Raw genomic sequence first — 21,756 nt, 5'->3', positions numbered from 1 at the left:
GGGCGGGGAAGCCCTCTGTGCGGCGGCCCCGTACCATAGGACATAGCCGTGGCGCGTCCGCCCGGCGGGCGTAAGAGGAACTGACGCCGCATCCCACGATCCGAGAGAAGCGCAAGCACCCATGCCCACGCGCCACGACATCCGTAACGTCGCCATCGTCGCCCACGTCGACCATGGCAAGACGACCATCGTCGACGCCATGCTCAAGCAGGCCGGTGCCTTCGCCGCCCACCAGCAGCTCGACGACCGCATGATGGACTCGAACGACCTGGAGCGTGAGAAGGGCATCACGATCCTCGCCAAGAACACGGCGGTGAAGTATCACCCCAAGGACGGCGGGGCCCCGATCACGATCAACATCATCGACACCCCCGGCCACGCCGACTTCGGTGGCGAGGTCGAGCGCGGTCTCTCGATGGTGGACGCGGTCGTCCTCCTCGTGGACGCATCCGAGGGTCCGCTCCCGCAGACCCGCTTCGTGCTGCGCAAGGCCCTCCAGCAGCGCAAGCCCGTCATCCTCTGCATCAACAAGACGGACCGCCCGGACTCCCGGATCGACGAGGTCGTCAACGAGACCTACGACCTCTTCCTCGACCTGGACGCGGACGAGGACCAGATCGAGTTCCCGATCGTCTACGCCTGCGGCCGTGACGGCATCGCCTCGCTGACCAAGCCGGAGAACGGCACCGTCCCCGCGGACAGCGAGAACCTCGAGCCGTTCTTCTCCGCCATCCTGGAGCACGTCCCGGCCCCGGTGTACGACGAGGAGGCCCCGCTCCAGGCCCACGTCACCAACCTGGACGCCGACAACTTCCTCGGCCGTATCGCGCTCCTCCGCGTCGAGCAGGGCGAGCTGCGCAAGGGCCAGACGGTCGCGTGGATCAAGCGGGACGGCACGATCTCCAACGTCCGCATCACCGAGCTGATGATGACCGAGGCGCTCACCCGCAAGCCGGCCGAGGTCGCGGGCCCCGGTGACATCTGCGCCGTCGCCGGTATCCCGGACATCATGATCGGCGAGACCCTGGCCGACCCGGAGAACCCGATCGCGCTGCCGCTGATCACGGTCGACCAGCCCGCCATCTCCATGACCATCGGCACCAACACCTCGCCGCTCGTCGGCCGCGGTGGCACGGGCAAGGGCGCGGACGCCAAGTCCGCGGTCAAGCAGCGCAAGGTCACCGCCCGCCAGGTCAAGGACCGTCTGGACCGCGAGCTGATCGGTAACGTCTCGCTCCGCGTCCTCGACACCGAGCGTCCCGACGCCTGGGAGGTCCAGGGCCGTGGTGAGCTCGCGCTCGCCATCCTGGTCGAGCAGATGCGCCGCGAGGGCTTCGAGCTGACCATCGGCAAGCCCCAGGTCGTCACCAAGGAGGTCGACGGCAAGATCCACGAGCCCGTCGAGCGCCTCACGGTCGACGTCCCCGAGGAGCACATGGGCGCGGTCACGCAGCTCATGGGTGTCCGCAAGGGCCGCATGGACAACATGTCGAACCACGGCTCCGGCTGGGTCCGCATGGAGTTCGTCGTTCCGTCCCGTGGCCTCATCGGCTTCCGTACGGAGTTCCTGACCAACACCCGCGGCACGGGCATCGCGCACTCGATCCACGAGGGCCACGAGCCGTGGTTCGGCACGCTGACGACCCGTAACAACGGCTCCCTGGTCGCCGACCGCGCGGGTGCGGTCACCGCCTTCGCGATGACCAACCTCCAGGAGCGCGGTGTCCTGTTCACCGACCCCGGCACCGAGGTGTACGAGGGCATGATCGTCGGCGAGAACTCGCGCTCCGACGACATGGACGTGAACATCACCAAGGAGAAGAAGCTCACCAACATGCGCTCCGCCTCCGCCGACTCCTTCGAGGCGATCGTCCCGCCGCGCAAGCTCTCCCTGGAGCAGTCCCTGGAGTTCTGCCGCGACGACGAGTGCGTCGAGGTCACCCCGGAGGCCGTGCGTATCCGCAAGGTCGTCCTGGACCAGAACCAGCGCGGTCGCACCGCGTCGCGCGCCAAGAACAGCTGACGCCGAGAACAGCCGACGCACATCACAGGTGTGATCTCGGCCGCTGACGTCGGCTGACACCACCTCAGGTACGCCTCGGACGCACCTCAGGCACACCTCAGGCAAGAGGCCCGGACCCCCACGCTCACTGTGGGGGTCCGGGCCTTTCGTCAAATCCATTTCATGGGCGCGGTGTCCGGATATCGGCCGTCGCTCTCCGGAACGTGTGTTAACGGTCCGTTTCGCGGGTGTCTGTCTGTGATCGCTTTGTCCGGATTTCGGTCTCATGACCCCTGGTGATGTTGTCAAAACGAGACCACTTAAGTGTGGTTTACAGCCCGGGCGTACTTAATAGTTGGCTCCATTGAGCTCGGGTCAATGGGTCACGCACTGTGGGGAGTGCCGACTCACGAGCACACTCGGGGCACATGAGTGCAACGCCGTCAGGGGTGTCGGCGTACTCGGAAGTGCCCCACTTTGTAGTGACAAGTGGACTCATGAGGAGGAACCCATGCGCGGTGCCAAGAGCGCCAAGTGGGTAGTGGGCGCGACCATCGTGGCCCTGGCAGCGACCGCCTGTGGCGGGGGTAGTGGCAGTGACAACGCCTCGAAGGAGAAGGGCAAGCCCGAGGGCTATGTCTCGATCGACGTCGGTGAGCCTCAGAAGCCGCTGATCCCGGCCGACACCAATGAGTCGCTCGGTAGCTACGTCATCCAGTCGGTCTTCACCCAGCTGCTGGACTTCGACGCCCAGGGCAAGATCGTCTACACGAACGCCGAGTCGATCAAGACGACCGACTCGAAGACGTGGACCGTCAAGCTGAAGGCCGGCTGGAAGTTCCACGACGGCACCCCCGTCACGTCGAAGTCCTACGTCCAGGCGTGGAACTGGTACGCGAACATCGAGAACAAGCAGCAGAACGCCTTCTGGTTCGAGGACATCGCCGGCTACGGCGACGTGCACCCGGAGAAGGGCGCCCCGACGAAGAAGGAGATGTCGGGCCTGAAGGTCGTCGACGACACGACCTTCACCATCGAGCTCTCGAAGCCGGTCCCGTACTTCGAGTACAAGCTCGGGTACACGACCTGGGCCCCGCTGCCCGAGGTCTTCTACAAGGACCCCGCGGCCTTCGGCCAGAAGCCGGTCGGCAACGGTCCCTACATCTTCGAGAAGTGGGACCACAAGAAGCTCATCCAGGTCAAGGCCAACCCTGACTACCAGGGCCCGAACAAGGCCAAGAACAAGGGTGTCCTCTTCAAGAACTACGCGACCGTCGAGGCCGCGTACCAGGACCTCCTCTCCGGCAACCTGGACATGATCCGCCAGGTCGGCCCGAAGGACCTGCCGAAGTACAAGCAGGACCTCGGCGACCGCGCGATCGAGCAGCCGTACGCGGCCATCCAGAGCCTCGTCCCGACCTTCTACTCGAAGACCTTCAAGGGCATCAACCCGAAGGTCCTCCAGGGTCTGTCGATGGCGATCGACCGGGACACGATCACGAAGACCGTGCTCAACGGCACCCGCCAGCCGGCCACCAGCTTCATCCCGCAGGGTGTCGCCGGTAAGCAGGACCTCGGCAGCGACGTCTTCAAGTTCAACCCGGCGAAGGCCAAGCAGTTCGTCACCGAGGGCGGCGGCGTTCCGGACAACAAGATCTGGATCCAGTACAACGCCGACGGTGGCCACAAGGAGTGGATCACCGCGGTCTGCGAGTCGATCCGCAACTCCACCGGCGTCGAGTGCATCCCGGACGCGAAGCCGGACTTCCAGACCGACCTGGAAGCGCGTGACAACGACAAGGTCAAGTCGATGTACCGCGGTGGCTGGGTGGCCGACTACCCGGTGAACGCCAACTTCATGCGTGAGCTCTACGGCTCGACGGCCGAGGCGAACAACGGTCGCTTCTCGGACCCCGAGGTCGACGCCGCGTTCAAGAAGGGCGACAACGCGAAGTCCCTGGAAGAGTCGATCAAGTTCTACCAGGACGCCGAGAAGCTGGTTCTCACCAAGATGCCGGCCATCCCGCTGTGGGAGTACAAGATCAACGGTGGTTACTCCGAGGCTGTCGACAACGTGACCGTCGACTTCCACGGTGACTTCAACGTCTACGACGTCACCGTCAAGAAGTAACGAGCCCTACGGGCCCACCCCCACTCGGCCGTCACCCCGCCACCGCAACTGGCGGTAGGCCCCCGGGGCCGCTTCCCGCATCAAGGAAGCGGCCCCCGGGGCTGTAGGTATTCATAACGGAGGCAAACATGGGGCGTTATGTCGCGCGGCGACTGCTCCAGATGATCCCGGTCTTCCTCGGGTCAACCTTGCTGATCTTCTCCATGATGTACGTGCTGCCCGGCGATCCCGTGCGCGCGCTCGCCGGAGAACAGACCGTCGACCCGGCGCAGATCGCTCAGATGAAGAAGGATCTCGGGCTCGATCAGCACTTCCTGGTGCAGTACTGGAACTATCTCGTCAACCTGCTCCAGGGCGACTTCGGCACGCAGATCGCCAGTGGGCAACCGGTCGCGGACATCATCGCGGACGCGTTCCCCATCACGATCAGACTCACCCTGTTCGCCTTCACCTTCACCGCCCTCGTCGGTATCTCCCTCGGTGTCTTTGCCGGGCTGAAGGCCGACACGCTCCGGGACCGCGGTCTGCTGGTCCTGACGCTGCTCGTCATCTCCGTCCCCTCGTTCGTCCTCGGCTTCCTGGCGCAGTACTTCTTCGCCCACCAGCTCGGCTGGGTCGACCCCAACGTCAGCGCCCTGGCGGAGTGGAGCGAACTGATCCTTCCCGCCGTCGTGCTCGGTTCGCTGTCGCTGGCGTACGTCGCCCGCCTCACCCGTACCTCGATCGCCGAGAACCTGCGCTCCGACTACATGCGTACCGCGGTGGCCAAGGGCCTGCCGCGCCGCCGCATCGTCGGCGTCCACCTGATGCGCAACTCGATGATCCCCGTCGTCACCTTCCTGGGCACCGACCTCGGCGCCCTGATGGGCGGCGCGGTCGTCACCGAGGGCATCTTCAACGTCCAGGGTGTCGGCTACAACGTCTTCTCCGCGCTGAAGCACCGTGAGGGCTCCACCGTCGTGGGCATCGTGACCCTGATCGTGGTCGTCTATCTCGTCGCCAGCCTGCTCGTCGACCTGCTCTACGCGGTCCTGGACCCGAGGATCCGTTATGCCTGAGGCACTCAAGGAAGCCGTCGCCGAGCAGACTCCGGCCGGCGCGACCGCCGCCAAGCCGGTCGACAAGAAGGACAAGCCGCGCAGCCTCTGGTCGGACGCCTGGTACGACCTGCGGCGCAACCCGATCTTCCTGATCTCCGCCGTCATGATCGTGGTCCTGCTGACCATGGCCGTCTTCCCCGGCCTGTTCACCAGCGCCGACCCGCGCCACGCCGACCTCGCCAAGCACTACCTGCAGAAGCCCAATTGGGGCAGCTTCTTCAACGAGGACTGGTTCGGTTACGACATCCAGGGCCGGTCGATCTACGCGCGTGTCATCTACGGCGCCCGCGCCTCGATCGCCGTCGCCGTCGTCGTCACCCTCCTGGTCACCGTCCTCGGCACGGTCGTCGGCATGCTCGGCGGCTACTTCGGTGGCTGGGTCGACACGATCCTTTCCTGGATCACCAACGTCTTCCTGGGCGTTCCCTTCATCCTCGGCGCGATGGTCGTCCTGACCTCCTTCGAGGAGCGCAAGCTCTGGGTCGTCATCCTGGCCCTGGCCTTCCTCGGCTGGACGCAGATCGCCCGTGTCGCCCGCGGCTCGGTGATCACCATCAAGCAGGCGGACTACGTGATGGCGGCCAAGGCGCTCGGCGCCTCCACCACACGGATCCTGCTCCGGCACATCCTGCCGAACGCCATCGCCCCGGTCATCGTCGTCGCCACCATCGCGCTCGGCGGTTACATCTCGGCGGAGGCGACGCTCTCCTTCCTGGGTATCGGTCTCGCCGAGCCGACCGTCTCGTGGGGTGTCGACATCTCGTCCGGTCAGGAGCAGCTGCGTAACGCGGCCTTCGTCCTGATCATCCCGTCGGTCATGGTGTCGATCACCGTCCTGGCGTTCATCCTGCTCGGCGATGCGGTTCGCAGCGCCCTCGACCCCAAGCTGCGCTGAGGAGGGCGTACAACGTGAGCATCATCGACAAGACCGCGAGCGTCCCCGCCCCCCGCGGCGGCGACGAGCACACCGGGCCCCTGCTCGAAGTCCGTGACCTGCACGTGGAGTTCCACACCCGCGACGGTGTGGCCAAGGCGGTCAACGGAGTCAACTACAGCGTGAACGCGGGCGAGACGCTCGCCGTGCTCGGCGAGTCCGGGTCCGGCAAGTCCGTCACCGCGCAGGCCGTCATGGGCATCCTCGACATGCCGCCCGGCAAGATCCCCAAGGGTGAGATCTTCTTCCGCGGTCAGGACATGCTCAAGATGTCCTACGAGGAGCGCCGGAAGATCCGTGGCCAGAAGATCGCGATGATCTTCCAGGACGCGCTGTCCTCCCTCAACCCGGTCCTCTCCGTCGGCTACCAGCTCGGCGAGATGTTCCGGGTGCACCACGGCCTCTCCAAGAAGGAGGCCAAGGCCAAGGCCGTCGAGCTGATGGAGAAGGTCAAGATCCCGGCCGCCAAGGAGCGGGTCAACGACTATCCGCACCAGTTCTCCGGCGGTATGCGCCAGCGCATCATGATCGCGATGGCGCTCGCCCTGGAGCCGGACCTGATCATCGCGGACGAGCCCACCACGGCGCTCGACGTGACCGTCCAGGCCCAGGTCATGGACCTCCTCGCGGAGCTCCAGCGCGAGTACAACATGGGCCTGATCCTGATCACCCACGACCTCGGCGTCGTCGCCGACGTCGCGGACAAGATCGCGGTCATGTACGCGGGCCGGATCGTCGAGACCGCCCCCGTCCACGAGCTGTACAAGCGCCCGGCCCACCCGTACACCCGGGGTCTGCTCGACTCGATCCCGCGCCTGGACCAGAAGGGCCAGGAGCTGTACGCGATCAAGGGCCTGCCGCCCAACCTGCTCCGGGTGCCCACCGGCTGCGCCTTCAACCCGCGCTGCCCCAAGGCCGACGACATCTGCCGCACGGAGATCCCGGCGCTCGCGCCGGTCACCGAGCAGGACGGCACGGAGCTGCCCGGTCGCGGCAGCGCCTGCCACTTCTGGAAGGAGACGATCCATGGCTGAGCTCAGCAAGAAGGACGAGGCCGCGGACGCGACTCCGAACGTCACCGAGGTCGAGACGGTCGACGCCGCCACCGAGGCGGAGGCCATGGCCGCGATCGACGCGCCGGTCGAGCGCGGTGAGCCGATCCTGCAGGTGCGCAACCTGGTCAAGCACTTCCCGCTGACCCAGGGCATCCTGTTCAAGAAGCAGGTCGGCGCGGTCAAGGCCGTGGACGGGGTCTCCTTCGACCTCTACCAGGGCGAGACCCTCGGCATCGTCGGCGAGTCCGGCTGTGGCAAGTCCACGGTCGCCAAGCTGCTGATGACCCTGGAGCGGGCCACCGCCGGCGAGGTCTTCTACAAGGGCCAGGACATCACCAAGCTGTCCGGCCGCGCGCTGAAGGCCGTCCGCCGGAACATCCAGATGGTGTTCCAGGACCCGTACACCTCGCTGAACCCGCGTATGACGGTCGGCGACATCATCGGCGAGCCCTTCGACATCCACCCCGAGGTGGCCCCGAAGGGTGACCGGCGCCGCAGGGTGCAGGAGCTGCTCGATGTGGTCGGTCTGAACCCCGAGTACATCAACCGCTACCCGCACCAGTTCTCCGGCGGTCAGCGCCAGCGCATCGGCATCGCCCGAGGCCTCGCGCTCAACCCCGAGATCATCATCTGCGACGAGCCGGTCTCGGCCCTGGACGTCTCCGTCCAGGCGCAGGTCATCAACCTGATGGAGAAGCTGCAGGACGAGTTCAACCTCTCCTACGTCTTCATCGCCCACGACCTGTCGATCGTCCGGCACATCTCGGACCGGGTCGGCGTGATGTACCTCGGCAAGATGGCCGAGATCGGTACGGACACGCAGATCTACGACCACCCGACGCACCCCTACACCCAGGCGCTGCTGTCGGCGGTCCCGGTCCCGGACCCGGACGCCCGTGAAGGCCGCGAGCGGATCATCCTCACCGGTGACGTCCCCTCGCCGGCCAACCCGCCGTCGGGCTGCCGCTTCCGCACCCGGTGCTGGAAGGCGCAGGACAAGTGCTCCACGGAGATCCCGCTCCTGGCGATCCCCGAGCGTTTCCAGGGTGAGGACACCCCGGCCGCGCACGAGTCGGCGTGCCACTTCGCCGAGGAGAAGGACGTCATCCACGCGGCGTAGTTCTCCCGCTCCGCATCGAGGGCGCCCCGGCCGTGACGGCCGGGGCGCCCTCGCGCGTTCCCGTACGGGTGTCGCCCGACGGGTGTCGTTAAGGTGCATACCGCCCGCACTCGGGTGATATTGGGGCTCTCGGTACATACCAGGATCCTCGGGAGGAACCTCATGCGCGGAGCCACGCACGCCAAGTGGGCCGCAGTGGCCGTAGCCGTCGCCCTCACGGCCACGGCCTGCGGCGGCGGAGGCGATGGCGGAGGTGGTGGCGCGGACGGTGTCGTGAGCTCCTCGTGGGGCGACCCGCAGAACCCGCTGGAGCCGGCGAACACCAACGAGGTCCAGGGCGGCAAGGTCCTCTCCATGATCTTCCGGGGGCTCAAGCAGTACGACCCGAAGACCGGCGCGGCCACGGACATGCTCGCCGAGAAGATCGAGACCACCGACTCCACGAACTTCACCGTCACCGTCAAGGACGGCTGGACCTTCTCCAACGGGGAGGCGGTCACCGCCAACTCCTTCGTGGACGCGTGGAACTACGGCGCCCATCTGAAGAACAACCAGAAGAACTCCTCCTTCTTCGCCCAGATCGAGGGCTACGAGCAGGTCCACCCGGCGAAGGGCGAGCCGACCGCCGAGACCATGTCCGGCCTCAAGGTCGTCGACCCCAAGACCTTCACGGTCAAGCTCAACCAGGTCTTTTCCACCTGGCCCGACACCCTCGGCTACGCCGCCTTCTCCCCGCTCCCCAAGGCCTTCTTCGACGACCACGCCGCCTGGCTCAACCAGCCCGTCGGCAACGGCCCGTACACGGTCGACACGTACGCCAAGGGCTCCCAGATGGAGCTGAAGCGCTGGGACGGCTACCCCGGCGACGACAAGGCGCAGAACGGCGGTGTGACCCTCAAGGTCTACACCGACAACAACACCGCCTACACCGACCTGACGGCCGGCAACCTCGACCTCGTCGACGACGTGCCCGCCTCCCAGCTCAAGAACGTCCAGGCGGACCTCGGCGACCGGTACATCAACGAGCCGGCCGGCATCATCCAGACCCTCGGCTTCCCCTTCTACGACCCGGCGTGGAACAAGCCCGGCCAGGAGAAGCTCCGCCAGGGCCTCTCCATGGCGATCAACCGCCAGCAGATCACCGACACGATCTTCCAGAAGACCCGGACGCCCGCCGTCGACTGGACCTCCCCGGTCCTCGGCGAGGAGGGCGGCTTCAAGGACATCTGCGGCGAGTTCTGCAAGTACAACGCGGCAGACGCGAAGAGGCTGGTCGCCGAGGGCGGCGGCATCCCCGGCGGCACGATGAAGATCTCGTACAACGCCGACACCGGCTCCCACAAGGAGTGGGTGGACGCCGTCTGCAACTCCATCAACAACGCGCTGGGCAACAACCGGGCCTGCGTCGGCAACCCGATCGGCACCTTCGCCGACTACCGCAGCCAGGTCTCCACGCAGAAGATGCCCGGCCCCTTCCGGGCCGGCTGGCAGATGGACTACCCCCTCATCCAGAACTTCCTGCAGCCGCTGTACTACACGAACGCGTCCTCCAACGACGGCAAGTACACGGACCCCGAGTTCGACAAGCTCGTCGACCAGGCCAACGCCGAGACCGACATCGGCAAGGCCGTCTCGACCTTCCAGCAGGCCGAGGAGATCCTCCGCGACGACATGGGCGCGATCCCGCTCTGGTACCAGAACGGCAGTGCCGGCTACTCGGACCGCGTCTCCAACGTCCTGCTCAACCCCTTCAGCGTCCCGGTCTACGACCAGATCAAGGTCAACTGACGCAGCGCGTCGGCGTACGGCCCGGCCCGGCGTTCTCGCTCGCGCCGGGCCGTACGCCTACCCCACACCCCCGGAGCCCCTCATGGGTCGTTATGTGATCCGGCGTCTGCTGCAGATGATCCCGGTCTTCATCGGCGCCACCCTGCTGATCTTCCTGATGGTGAACGTGATGGGCGACCCCATCGCCGGCCTCTGCGGCGACCGCGCCTGCGATCCGGCGACCGCCGCCCAGCTGGAGAAGGAGTTCGGCCTCGACAAGCCCGTCTGGCAGCAATACCTGACCTACATGGGCAACCTCTTCACCGGCGACTTCGGGACGGCCTTCAACGGCCAGCCGGTCACCGAACTGATGGCCAGCGCCTTCCCCGTCACCATCCGGCTCACCATCGTCGCGATCCTCTTCGAGATCGTCATCGGCATCAGCCTCGGCGTCCTGACGGGCCTCAAGCGCGGCCGCCCCGTCGACACCACCGTGCTGCTGCTGACCCTGGTCGTCATCTCGATCCCGACCTTCGTCACCGGTCTGCTGCTCCAGCTCCTCCTCGGCGTGAAGTGGGGCTGGATCAAGCCCGCGGTCTCCTCCGACGCCACCTTCGACGAGCTGATCGTCCCCGGCCTCGTCCTGGCCTCCGTCTCCCTCGCCTACGTCACCCGGCTCACCCGGACCTCGATCGCGGAGAACAAGCGCGCCGACTACGTCCGTACCGCCGTCGCCAAGGGCCTGCCGCGCCGCCGGGTCATCACCCGCCACCTGCTGCGCAACAGCCTCATCCCCGTGGTGACCTTCATCGGAGCCGACATCGGCGCGCTGATGGGCGGCGCGATCGTCACGGAGCGGATCTTCAACATCCACGGCGTCGGCTACCAGCTCTACCAGGGCATCGTCCGGCAGAACACCCAGACCGTCGTCGGCTTCGTGACCGTTCTCGTCATCGTCTTCCTGCTCGCCAACCTCCTGGTCGACCTCCTGTACGCCGTCCTTGACCCGAGGATCCGCTATGCCTGAGCCCCTTGAGCCGTTCGACGACGGGCGCGCCATCGACCACACGGGGGCGGGTGGCGCCACGGACCTCGCCATGGAGGAGGGCGCCTCGCTGGAGAAGACCCCCGGCGGCCCCCTCGGCACGGGACCGGCCGGAAAGCCCCGCTCGCTCTGGTCCGACGCCTGGCACGACCTGCGCCGCAACCCGGTCTTCATCGTCTCGGGCCTGATCATCCTCTTCCTCGTGATCATCTCCATCTGGCCGTCCCTGATCGCAAGCGGAGACCCCCTCCAGTGCGACCTGTCCAAGGCGCAGGAGGGCTCCCAGCCCGGCCACCCCTTCGGCTTCAACGGCCAGGGCTGCGACGTGTACACCCGTACGGTCTACGGCGCCAGGACCTCCGTCGCCGTCGGTGTCCTCGCCACCCTCGGCGTCGCGATCCTCGGCTCCCTCCTCGGCGGCCTCGCGGGCTTCTTCGGCGGCGGCTGGGACGCGGTCCTCTCCCGGATCACCGACGTCTTCTTCGCCATCCCGGTCGTCCTCGGCGGCCTCGTCCTGCTCTCCGTCGTCACCAGCGCCACCATCTGGCCCGTCATCGGCTTCATGGTGCTGCTCGGCTGGCCGCAGATCTCCCGCATCGCCCGCGGCTCGGTCATCACCGCCAAGCAGAACGACTACGTGCAGGCGGCCCGGGCGCTCGGCGCCTCCAACTCCCGCATGCTGCTCCGCCACATCGCGCCCAACGCCGTCGCGCCGGTCATCGTCGTGGCGACCATCGCCCTCGGTACGTACATCTCGCTCGAAGCGACCCTGTCGTACCTCGGCGTCGGGCTGAAGCCCCCCACCGTCTCCTGGGGCATCGACATCTCCTCGGCCTCGCAGTACATCCGCAACGCCCCGCACATGCTGCTCTGGCCGGCCGGCGCGCTGGCGATCACCGTGCTCGCGTTCATCATGCTCGGCGACGCGGTGCGCGACGCCCTCGACCCGAAGCTGAGGTAGGCGCCCATGCTGCTCGAAGTGCGCGATCTGCACGTGGAGTTCCACACCAGGGACGGCGTGGCCAAGGCGGTCAACGGGGTCAGCTACTCGGTCGACGCGGGCGAGACCCTGGCCGTCCTGGGGGAGTCCGGCTCCGGCAAGTCCGTCACCGCCCAGGCCATCATGGGCATCCTCGACATTCCGCCGGGGAAGATCACCGACGGCGAGATCCTCTTCCAGGGCCGCGACCTGCTCACGCTCAAGGAGGAGGAGCGGCGCAAGGTCCGGGGCGCCAAGATGGCGATGATCTTCCAGGACGCCTTGTCCTCCCTCAACCCCGTGATCAGCGTCGGTGACCAGCTCGGCGAGATGTTCCAGGTCCACCAGGGGCTGTCCCGCAAGGACTCCCGGAACAAGGCGATCGAGCTGATGGACCGGGTCCGCATCCCGGCCGCCAAGGAGCGGGTCGGGCAGTATCCGCACCAGTTCTCCGGCGGCATGCGCCAGCGCATCATGATCGCGATGGCGCTCTCCCTCGAACCGGACCTGATCATCGCCGACGAGCCGACGACCGCCCTCGACGTCACCGTCCAGGCCCAGGTCATGGACCTCCTGGCCGAGCTCCAGCGCGAGCTCAACATGGGCCTCATCCTCATCACCCACGACCTCGGCGTCGTCGCCGACGTCGCCGACAAGATCGCCGTGATGTACGCGGGCCGGATCGTCGAGACCGCCCCCGTCCACGAGATCTACAAGGCCCCGGCCCACCCCTACACCCGGGGCCTGCTCGACTCGATCCCGCGCCTGGACCAGAAGGGCCAGGAGCTGTACGCGATCAAGGGCCTGCCCCCGAACCTGCTCGCCATCCCGCCCGGCTGCGCCTTCAACCCGCGCTGCCCGCTGGCCAGGGACGTCTGCCGCACCGACGAGCCGCCGTTGTACGAAGTGTCGGAGGAACGCCGCAGCGCGTGCCACTTCTGGCAGGAGGCCCTCCGTGGCTGAGTCGATCCTGCAGGTCAGGGACCTGTACAAGCACTACCCGCTCACCCGGGGCGTCGTCTTCAAGAAGCAGGTCGGCGCGGTCAAGGCCGTCGACGGCGTCGACTTCGACCTGGCGGCGGGGGAGACCCTCGGCATCGTCGGCGAGTCCGGCTGCGGCAAGTCGACCGTCGCGAAGATGCTGGTCAATTTGGAGCGCCCGACCTCCGGCGCGATCCGCTACAAGGGCGACGACATCACCACGCTGTCGCCGAAGGCGCTCCGCGCCGTTCGCCGCAACATCCAGATGGTCTTCCAGGACCCGTACACCTCGCTCAACCCCCGGATGACGGTCGGCGACATCATCGGGGAGCCGTACGAGATCCACCCCGAGGTCGCCCCCAAGGGGGACCGGCGCCGGAAGGTCCAGGACCTCCTGGACGTCGTCGGCCTCAACCCCGAGTACATCAACCGCTATCCGCACCAGTTCTCGGGCGGCCAGCGGCAGCGCATCGGCATCGCCCGCGGCCTCGCGCTCCAGCCGGAGATCATCGTCGCGGACGAGCCGGTCTCGGCCCTCGACGTCTCCGTCCAGGCCCAGGTCGTGAACCTCCTGGAGAAGCTCCAGAACGAGTTCAGCCTGTCGTACGTCTTCATCGCCCACGACCTCTCGATCGTGCGGCACATCTCCGACCGCGTCGGCGTCATGTACCTGGGCCGGATCGTCGAGATCGGCACCGACAGCCAGATCTACGACCACCCCACCCACCCGTACACCCAGGCGCTGTTGTCGGCGGTCCCGGTGCCCGACCCGGACGCGCGGGAGCACCGCGAGCGCATCATCCTCAGCGGCGACGTGCCCTCGCCGGCCAACATCCCCTCCGGCTGCCGCTTCCGCACCCGCTGCTGGAAGGCGCAGGAGCGCTGCGCGCTCGAAGTCCCGGAGCTGGCGGTCCCCGCGGTCTTCCGGCTCACGGACACCCCGGCCAAGCACGACTCGGCGTGCCACTTCGCGGAGGAGAAGCACGTGGTGCCGACGGAGGAGGAGTTGGGGAAGCCGCCGGGGGAGCCGGAGGGGCTGCGGAAGCCCGAGGAGCCGGGGGAGCCGGACCAGGGCATTTCCGGATGAAACAGCGTCAAATTCGTTAACGAGCAGGCAACTCGGCCGACCCGGATCCGATATACGAACGCGCCAAGCTCGACAGCGTACGGCCGTGCGGGTGCCGTAGGCCGGCCGGTGCGCGCCATGTCGCTCCGGCCGGCCGCCCCATCCCTTCCACATGCCGGTCGAATATGCGGAACCGCTTGTTTCGGCGCGTGGTAGCGGTGAGTATCGGCTCCGTGACTGTGACACGACCGGCACGTCTCACCGGCGCCGCGCTGTGTGGCGCGCTCGCGCTCGTCATCGTCGTCTGGCTGCTGCGGGACCTCGCGGCCTTCGGCTCACCCGCCGACCTCGGCTGGTACTGGGCCGGGGACCACGCCTTCCTCCTCCGGAGCAGGTCCGCCACCTCGCTGCTCGACCCGCTCCTGCTCGTCGTCTACGCGGCCACCGCGCTCGCCGCGCTCCGTTCCTCCCTTGCCGCGCCCGCGCTCGCCTCCGCCGGGATCGTCACGCTCGCGCTGCGGCTGCCCGGGCTGTGGGCCACCGGCGTCGACGCGCTCGTGACCACCCTCCTCACGCTCGGCCTCGCCGCGGGACTCGTCATCGCGGCGGCCGTGGGCCGCGACCCCGCCCCCGAGCCCCCGGCCCGCCCCCGTAGGGGCCCCGCCGTCGCGGCCGGGGCCCTGTGCGCCGTCGCCGGAGTCGCCTGGATCGCGTGGGAGGTGTACTGGGCGCGGGAGTTGCCGGTCGAGGCGACCGTCGACCGGTTCGCCGGTGGCCGCTCGCTCCTCCTGCCCGCGCTCGCGGCCCCGCCTGCCTGGCTGAACGTGATGCTCGCCGTCCTCTTCCTCGCGGCCGCGGGCGGCGCCTTCGCCCGCGCCGCGCACGCCCGGCCCCTCGGCCTCCTCGCGGGGCTGCTCCTGACGGGCTGGGGGGTGGCCGGGGTCGCCACCGCGTTACGGGCCGGGTGGGCCGCGCACCTCGCCGAGCTGGGCGACGACGGCCGGCTCGCCCTCGCCACCTCCGCGTACGGACTGCTCGCGGGGGCCGCCGTGCTCGTCCTGTCCTCCGTGCGCGGCGCGCCCCACCCCGTACCCCGCCGGCCGGTGGCCGCGCTGCCACCGGCCCCGCCGTACCCCCGCCCGCCGGGCTGGTGAGAGCCCCGCCCTTCGGGCGGACGACCATACTTTCCGGACACTCCCTAGGGCCGGTCCATGCCCAGCGCGCGCTTCAGGAAGTCCACCTGAAGCAGCAGCAGGTTCTCCGCCACCTGCTCCTGCGGGGTCATATGGGTCACGCCCGTCAGCGGCAGCACCTCATGGGGCCGCCCGGCCGCGAGCAGCGCCGAGGAGAGCCGGAGCGTATGGGCCACCACCACATTGTCGTCGGCCAGACCGTGGATGATCATCAGCGGTCGCGCAGGATTCTCCGGCGCCGAAAGACCGTCGTCGGTCACCAGCGAGTTCGCCGCGTACACCTCCGGGCTCTCCTGCGGCGTCCCGAGGTACCGCTCGGTGTAGTGGGTGTCGTAGAGCCGGAAGTCCGTCACCGGCGCGCCCGCGACCGCCGCGTGGAAGACGTCGGGCCGCCGCAGCACCCCGAGCGCGGCGAGATAACCGCCGTACGACCAGCCCCGGATCGCCACCCGGTCCAGATCGAGCGGGAAGTCCTTCGCCAGCGCGTGCAGCGCCTCGACCTGGTCGTCGAGGGTCGGCGTCAGATCGTTCTTGATCGCCTTCTCCCACTCGGGCGACCGGCCCGGCGTACCCCGCCCGTCCGCCACGATCACGGCGAAGCCCTGGTCGGCGAACCACTGCGAGGTCAGATGCGGATTGTGTGCGGCGACCACCCGCTGGCCGTGCGGACCGCCGTACGGATCCATCAGGACGGGAAGCGGCCCGTCCCCTTCCGCGTATCCGGAGGGGAGCAGCACGGCGCACGGAATCCGCCGTGCGCCCCCCTCGACGAGCCGCACACCCGCCGAAAGGACCGGCGCCTCCGCGTACGAGGCGACCACCGCCACCTGCTCGCCGTCCCGCAGCACCCGCGCCACGCTCCCCGGCGCGTCCGGCCGGGCCGAGACGAGGACCGTCACCCCGCCGCCGCGCGCCGCCGAGTGGACCCCCACCCCCTCCGAGACCCGCTCCACACCCCGCTCGCCGACCCGGTACACGTGGATCTCACCGGTCTCGGGCTCCGCCCGCTCCTCGCCCGCGGAGGCCGAGACCAGGACGTCGTCCTCCCCGATGTCCAGGACCGCGCGCAGCTGCAGCGCCGCCCCCGTCAACGCCCGGTCCCCGACCGCGAGCACCCGCGCGCCCCCCTCGTCGGCGATCCGCACGAGCCGCCCACCCGGGGCCCACGCCGGCACCCCCGGCAGCAGCTCGAGCCACACCGGGTCCTCGTCCGCGTGCACCGTCCGCGTCGCCCCGGTCGCCGGGTCCACCGCCAGATGCAGCTGCGTCCGCTGGTCACGCGCCTGCACGAGCAGCAGCGGAGCCCCGTCCGCCGACCAGTGCACCCGGGCCAGATACGGATACCGCTCCCGGTCCCACTCGACCTCGGTGCGCTCCCCGGCCAGATCCACCACGTACAGCCGCACCTCCGCGTTCGGCGTCCCCGCCGCCGGATACGGGACCACCTGCGGCTCCCGCTCCGGATGCGCGGGATCGGCGATCCACCACCGCCGCACCGGCCGGTCATGAGCACGCGCCACGAGCAGACGGTCCGAGTCCGGCGACCACCAGAACCCCCGCGACCTGCCCATCTCCTCCGCCGCGACGAACTCCGCGAGCCCGTACGTCGTGTGCGCGTCCTCCGGCTCCGCGAGCGCCCGGTCGCCCTCCCCGTCCGCGCCCGTCACCCGCAGCGCGCCGCCCACCACATAGGCGACGTGCCGCCCGTCCGGCGAGGGCCGGGGGTCGATCACCGGTCCTGGCGCCGGGAGTTCCCGCGCGGTGCCCGCCCGCAGCTCCGCCGCGAACAGCCGCCCCGAGAGTGCGAAAGCGGCCAACTCCACGGCCGCGTCCACCGCGTACGCCACGATCCCGCCCGAACCCTCGCGGCTCCGCTCCCGCCGCGCCTGCTCCTCCGCCGACAACTCCTCGGCCGCGCCCGCGAGGAGCGTCTCCGGGTCCGCCGCGAGCCGCTCCCGCGGCTCCTCGCCCCGGGCCAGGTCGAGGACCCACAGCCCGTGCGAGCGATCCGTACCGGAAGACGAGCGGACGAACACCACACGTTCACCGTCCGGGGAGACCGTGAACGTGCGGGGGACGCCCAGGGTGAAGCGCTGCGTCCGGGCGTACTGGCGGGGGAACGAGAGCGGATGCGACGGCAGTTGCGTGGAGGTCATGCGACCGAAACTAGCGCTGTGCGCCCCCTCTATGCCCCCGTACACCATCAATGCGGTGCCACACATAGTTATGATCCGTAGCGCTAGGTGGGTAGGGGACATCTGACATCTGGCACATGCTCGCCGACCTGACCGTCCGAATATCCGACCGAAGAAGTGTGGAGGTGAACCGCCGTGGCACTCTCGATTTCGGCGGTGGTGCTGCTGGCGATCGTCGTCTTCCTGCTGATCCGGAAATCCGGGCTGAAGGCTGGACATGCGGCGGTCTGCGCGCTCCTGGGGTTCTATCTCGCGAGCTCGTCCATCGCCCCGTCCATCAGCACGCTCACCACGAACGTGGCGGGCATGATCGGCGGCCTCAAGTTCTGAGCCCCGTGCTCGGTGATCCGCCGGGGTCCGCCGGGATCCGCCGAGATCCCCCGGGATCCGCCGTGATCCTCCGGACACACTGATCCCCGGCCCCGCCTCGTAGGGTGGGGCCATGACGGTTCTCCCAGCCCGTCGTCTGCTCCTGGTGCACGCGCACCCCGACGACGAGTCGATCAACAACGGCGCCACCATGGCCAGGTACGCGGCCGAGGGTGCCCAGGTCACGCTCGTGACCTGCACGCTCGGCGAGGAGGGCGAGGTCATTCCGCCCGCCCTCGCCCATCTCGCGCCCGACCGGGAGGACCGGCTCGGGCCCCATCGCGTCGGCGAGCTGGCCGACGCGATGAAGGAGCTGGGCGTCACCGACCACCGCTTCCTCGGCGGCCCCGGCCGCTTCCGCGACTCCGGGATGATGGGCGTCGAGCAGAACCGGCGCGAGAACGCCTTCTGGAACACGGACGTCGACACCGCCGCCGCGTACCTCGTCGAGATCGTCCGCGAGACCCGCCCGCAGGTCATGGTCACCTACGACCCCGACGGCGGCTACGGCCACCCCGACCACATCCAGGCCCACCGCGTCGCCATGCGCGCCGCCGAGCTGGCCGAGGACGCCGCGTACCGCCCCGACCTCGGCCCGGCCCACACGATCGCGAAGATCTACTGGAACCGCGTCCCGCGCCCGCTCGCCGAGGCCGCCTTCGCCCGGCTGCGCGCCGAGGAAGGGGGCGGATTCCCCGGCATCGCGGACATCGACGACGTACCGGGAGTCGTGGACGAGTCCCTGATCACCGCCGAGATCGACGGCGGGACGGCCTGGGCGGCCCGCAAGGCCGCCGCGATGCGCGCCCACGCCACCCAAATCGCCGTCGAGGGCCCCTTCTTCGCGCTCTCGAACGACCTGGCTCAGCCGATCCTCACCACGGAGCACTACCAGTTGGTCAGGGGCACGCCCGGCGCGCCGGAGGGCGCGCGCGAGACCGACCTCTTCGCGGGCGTCGAGACGGGCCCCGAGAAGACGGATCGCGTGAAGGACTCCGAGCGGGACGGGGGCGCGTGATGCGGATCGTCTGGTACGTCCTCCTTGTCGTGCTCGGAGCCCTCGTCGGCATCGCGGGCTCCATCGTCCAAAACGCCTGGTTCCCCGGCGGGTTGATCCTCGCCCTCCTCGCCACCGCCGCCGTCTTCTACGGCGGGCTGCGGGCCACCGACACCCAGCTCGGCGTCGTGGCCCCCGGGGCGGGCTGGCTCGTCGCCATCGTGCTGCTCAGCCTCGGACGCCCGGAAGGCGACGGGGTCTTCGGAGGCGGCGCGGCCGAGATGATCTTCCTGCTCGGCGGCATGGCGATCGCTGTGATCTGTGCCACGATGTCGCGGCTCGTCCGACCGGCCGCGTGAACAGCGTGACTTGGGGGGAGCTTCGGTGAAGGGGTGCCCGGACTTCGGCCGGATTGCCCCGTACTGGATCCCCTGCCGTCGGGTGCCTGTCGGCGACGGCCAGTATGGTGGTGCGCGCCGCCGAGCCGCCCGGGTACACGAGCACCAGCAAGAGCGGGCGGTGGAGCCAACCGGGAGAACCTGCTTTGAGTCGTGAAACTGGTCGAGAGACTGACAGTTCGTCCTCCGGCGCCCAGGGGCGCGGTGGAGCCGCGTACCCGTCGGGCACGCCGCCGTACGGATCCCGCCAGTATCCGTCGCTCCACCCCACGCAGGACGGGTCCGACGAGACGGCCGGTGCCGCAGGCGCGCCGCCCGCTCCTCCGCAGCCGGAGGAGCCGAAGACCGAGACCACGCTGACCACCCGCATCCGGATCAACATCCCGGGTTCGCGGCCGATCCCGCCCGTGGTCGTCCGCAAGCCGGTCGGCGACTCCGCCGCGGACTCCGCGCCCGCCCCGGCCCCCGAGGCGCCGGCACCGGCCCCCGCGCCGGAGCCTCCGGCCGCTCCGGAGCCGGCTCAGGCGGAGCCGCCCAAGGCCGAGGACAAGCCGACGAGCGACTGGTTCGCCCCGCGCAAGCCGGCCACGCCCGAGGCGCCCGCCGCCCCGGCTCCCTCCGCGCCTCCTGCCGCCCCGGCGGCGAAGTCGGGCCTGTCCCAGCTCTCCGAGCCGGGCCCGGGCCCCGCTGCCGGTCCTGGCGGGGCGCGTCCCGGCGCCTCCGGTCCCGGACGTACGCCTCCGCAGGGTGTACGGCCCCCGGCCACGGGCGCGACGCGCGGCTCCGGTTTCGCCGGTCCCGCGACGGGCGGCATCCCGAGGGTCGGCGGCGCGTCGATCTCGGCCACGCCCGCGTCCGGTACGCCGATGTTCCTCTCCACCCCGCCGCAGGACGAGGCCGCGTACGGCCCCGACGGCGACCCCTACGCCCAGGGCGCCCCGCAGGGCCCCGGCCCCGGAGCCCCGACGCGCCCGAACGGCCCCAACGGCCCCAACGGCCCGACCACGGGCCCGATGACCGGCAACAGCACGCTGGGCACCGGTCCTATGGGCGGCGGCACCATGGGCGGCGGCACCATGGGCGGCGGCACCATGGGTGGTGGCCCCGTCGCGGGCAACCCCCTGGCGGGCCTCGGCCCCATGGCCGGCAACCCGCTGGCGGTCGGTGACCCCTTCGGGGGAACACCGCGGATGTCCGACGACACCGCCGTCCTGACGCCCCAGGGCCCCGGCCCCGGCTCCCCGGCCGCCCCCGGCCAACCGCAGCCGCCCGGCGGCCATGTCTCCGGGGACACGCTCACCAGCGGCATCCCGGTCGTCCCCTCGGGCCCGGACCTGACGCCCCGCCTCCCGGACCGCGGCTTCTCGACCCCCGAGTACGTCGGCGGCGCCCCCGCCGAGCCGCGCCCCGCACCCTCGTCCCCCGCCCCCGCCGCCTCCCCGGCGCGCTCCTCCGCCCCGCAGAAGAAGGGCCGCTCCAAGCTGGTCCTCGTCGGTGCCGGCGTCTTCGGCCTGGCCGGCGTCGCCTATGGCGCGGGGCTGCTCCTCAACCACTCCGACGTCCCCAAGGGCACGACCGTCCTCGGCGTGGACATCGGCGGCGGTACGAAGGAGGAGGGGGTCAACAAGCTGGAGACCGCCCTCGGCAAGCGCGCCCACGCCCCGCTGAAGCTCAGCGTCGGCGGGAAGACGGTCGAGCTCTCCCCGGACAAGGCCGGTCTCGCCCTGGACAGCCAGGAGACCGTCCGCGCGGCGGCGGGCAGCGACTACAACCCCGTCTCCGTGATCGGCTCCCTCTTCGGCGGCGAGCGCGTCGCCCAGCCGAAGCTCCCGGTCGACGAGGAGAAGCTGGCCGTCGCCCTGCGGGACGTGGCCGGTGTCTCCGGCTCGGCCACCGAGGGCACGATCACGTTCGCTCCCAACAAGGTCACCGCCGTCGAGGGCAAGCCGGGCAAGGGCCTGGACGTCGGCCGTTCGATGATCTTCGTCAAGGACGCGTTCCGCGCCCAGGTGGAGACGGGCAAGGCCAAGACCGTCGAGCTGCCCGTCGTCACCCGCCAGCCTTCGATCACCAAGGCCGAGCTGGACCGGGCGATGAAGGAGTTCGCCCGGCCCGCGATGTCCGACGCGATCGTGATCAAGGCGGGTGCGAAGGAGATCAAGTTCGGCCCGGCGCGCTCGCTCCCGCAGATCCTCTCCATGAAGGCCGTCAACGGCCGCCTGGTCGAGGTCTACGACAAGAAGGCGATCGACAGGCTCCTCGACGGGGTCTTCGACGGCGTCATGATCACCAAGGCCGACGGCAAGAAGCACCAGGTCTCCGCCGACGACGTCGCCTTCGTCATGCGCGACGCGCTCCTCGGAAAAACGACGGCCGAGCGGACGAAGACGATCGACCTCACCGGCCAGGGCTGAGCACAGCGAG

At 69.4% G+C, this 21,756-nt stretch carries 17 protein-coding genes; 16 read left to right on the top strand and 1 reads right to left on the bottom strand.

The features are described from left to right. Positions 1-121: 121 nt before the first annotated feature. The 12 genes from typA to ACGFYP_RS26385 all read left to right on the top strand — a co-directional run bounded on the left by typA (position 122) and on the right by ACGFYP_RS26385 (position 15,334). Positions 122-2,023: a translational GTPase TypA gene (gene typA, locus ACGFYP_RS26440; RefSeq protein ID WP_393498289.1), complete on the top strand. Its 1,902-nt coding sequence runs from the start codon at positions 122-124 to the stop codon at positions 2,021-2,023. A gap of 490 nt (positions 2,024-2,513) precedes the next feature. After that, positions 2,514-4,133, top strand: coding sequence for an ABC transporter substrate-binding protein (locus tag ACGFYP_RS26435; RefSeq protein WP_361965753.1), 1,620 nt, complete (start codon positions 2,514-2,516; stop codon positions 4,131-4,133). Between the two features lie 128 nt (positions 4,134-4,261). Continuing rightward, a complete protein-coding gene (locus ACGFYP_RS26430; protein WP_361965751.1) occupies positions 4,262-5,191 on the top strand; it encodes an ABC transporter permease in 930 nt (309 codons plus the stop codon). Then, positions 5,184-6,128, top strand: a complete 945-nt coding sequence (locus ACGFYP_RS26425) for an ABC transporter permease (RefSeq protein WP_393498284.1) — start codon at positions 5,184-5,186, stop codon at positions 6,126-6,128. The genes ACGFYP_RS26430 and ACGFYP_RS26425 overlap by 8 nt, the downstream gene beginning before the upstream one ends. Positions 6,129-6,142: 14 nt before the next feature. Continuing rightward, entirely contained in the window at positions 6,143-7,201 is a 1,059-nt protein-coding gene (locus ACGFYP_RS26420; RefSeq protein WP_393498281.1) for an ABC transporter ATP-binding protein, read from the top strand. Continuing rightward, positions 7,194-8,342 carry a dipeptide ABC transporter ATP-binding protein gene (locus tag ACGFYP_RS26415; RefSeq protein WP_361965746.1) on the top strand — a complete coding sequence of 383 codons (1,149 nt, stop codon included), beginning with the start codon at positions 7,194-7,196 and terminating at the stop codon, positions 8,340-8,342. The genes ACGFYP_RS26420 and ACGFYP_RS26415 overlap by 8 nt, the downstream gene beginning before the upstream one ends. 162 nt (positions 8,343-8,504) lie before the next feature. After that, on the top strand, positions 8,505-10,130 hold the full coding sequence (locus ACGFYP_RS26410) for an ABC transporter substrate-binding protein (protein ID WP_393498277.1): 1,626 nt from the start codon (positions 8,505-8,507) through the stop codon (positions 10,128-10,130). Between the two features lie 82 nt (positions 10,131-10,212). Beyond that, positions 10,213-11,136: an ABC transporter permease gene (locus ACGFYP_RS26405; protein WP_393498274.1), complete on the top strand. Its 924-nt coding sequence runs from the start codon at positions 10,213-10,215 to the stop codon at positions 11,134-11,136. After that, on the top strand, positions 11,129-12,115 hold the full coding sequence (locus ACGFYP_RS26400) for an ABC transporter permease (protein WP_361965740.1): 987 nt from the start codon (positions 11,129-11,131) through the stop codon (positions 12,113-12,115). Before ACGFYP_RS26405 ends, ACGFYP_RS26400 begins: the two co-directional genes overlap by 8 nt. A gap of 6 nt (positions 12,116-12,121) precedes the next feature. Then, positions 12,122-13,096, top strand: a complete 975-nt coding sequence (locus ACGFYP_RS26395) for an ABC transporter ATP-binding protein (RefSeq protein WP_393498270.1) — start codon at positions 12,122-12,124, stop codon at positions 13,094-13,096. Beyond that, positions 13,089-14,201 (top strand): ABC transporter ATP-binding protein, encoded by a 1,113-nt coding sequence (locus ACGFYP_RS26390; protein WP_393498267.1) that lies wholly within the window; start codon positions 13,089-13,091, stop codon positions 14,199-14,201. The genes ACGFYP_RS26395 and ACGFYP_RS26390 overlap by 8 nt, the downstream gene beginning before the upstream one ends. A gap of 212 nt (positions 14,202-14,413) precedes the next feature. Beyond that, a complete protein-coding gene (locus tag ACGFYP_RS26385) occupies positions 14,414-15,334 on the top strand; it encodes a hypothetical protein (protein ID WP_393498264.1) in 921 nt (306 codons plus the stop codon). A 44-nt stretch (positions 15,335-15,378) separates the two neighbouring features. Here ACGFYP_RS26385 and ACGFYP_RS26380 read toward each other — a convergent pair whose 3' ends face one another. After that, positions 15,379-17,529, bottom strand: a complete 2,151-nt coding sequence (locus ACGFYP_RS26380; RefSeq protein WP_393498260.1) for a prolyl oligopeptidase family serine peptidase — start codon at positions 17,527-17,529, stop codon at positions 15,379-15,381. A gap of 174 nt (positions 17,530-17,703) precedes the next feature. On the opposite strand from ACGFYP_RS26380, the gene ACGFYP_RS26375 reads away from it, so the two are divergent. From ACGFYP_RS26375 to ACGFYP_RS26360, 4 genes are all read left to right on the top strand, one after another. After that, a complete protein-coding gene (locus tag ACGFYP_RS26375; protein ID WP_137993529.1) occupies positions 17,704-17,898 on the top strand; it encodes a hypothetical protein in 195 nt (64 codons plus the stop codon). 112 nt (positions 17,899-18,010) lie between these two features. Next, positions 18,011-18,955 (top strand): N-acetyl-1-D-myo-inositol-2-amino-2-deoxy-alpha-D-glucopyranoside deacetylase, encoded by a 945-nt coding sequence (gene mshB, locus ACGFYP_RS26370; protein WP_393498256.1) that lies wholly within the window; start codon positions 18,011-18,013, stop codon positions 18,953-18,955. Continuing rightward, positions 18,955-19,293, top strand: a complete 339-nt coding sequence (locus ACGFYP_RS26365; protein ID WP_393498253.1) for a DUF6113 family protein — start codon at positions 18,955-18,957, stop codon at positions 19,291-19,293. Before mshB ends, ACGFYP_RS26365 begins: the two co-directional genes overlap by 1 nt. A gap of 185 nt (positions 19,294-19,478) precedes the next feature. After that, positions 19,479-21,746 carry a hypothetical protein gene (locus tag ACGFYP_RS26360; RefSeq protein WP_393498250.1) on the top strand — a complete coding sequence of 756 codons (2,268 nt, stop codon included), beginning with the start codon at positions 19,479-19,481 and terminating at the stop codon, positions 21,744-21,746. The last annotated feature ends 10 nt before the right edge of the window (positions 21,747-21,756 follow it).

Source organism: Streptomyces sp. NPDC048370, from assembly GCF_043200825.1.
Classification (GTDB): domain Bacteria; phylum Actinomycetota; class Actinomycetes; order Streptomycetales; family Streptomycetaceae; genus Streptomyces.
The sequence above is the reverse complement of the archived record's forward strand: the minus strand, read 5'-3'. Positions and strand labels throughout refer to the sequence as shown.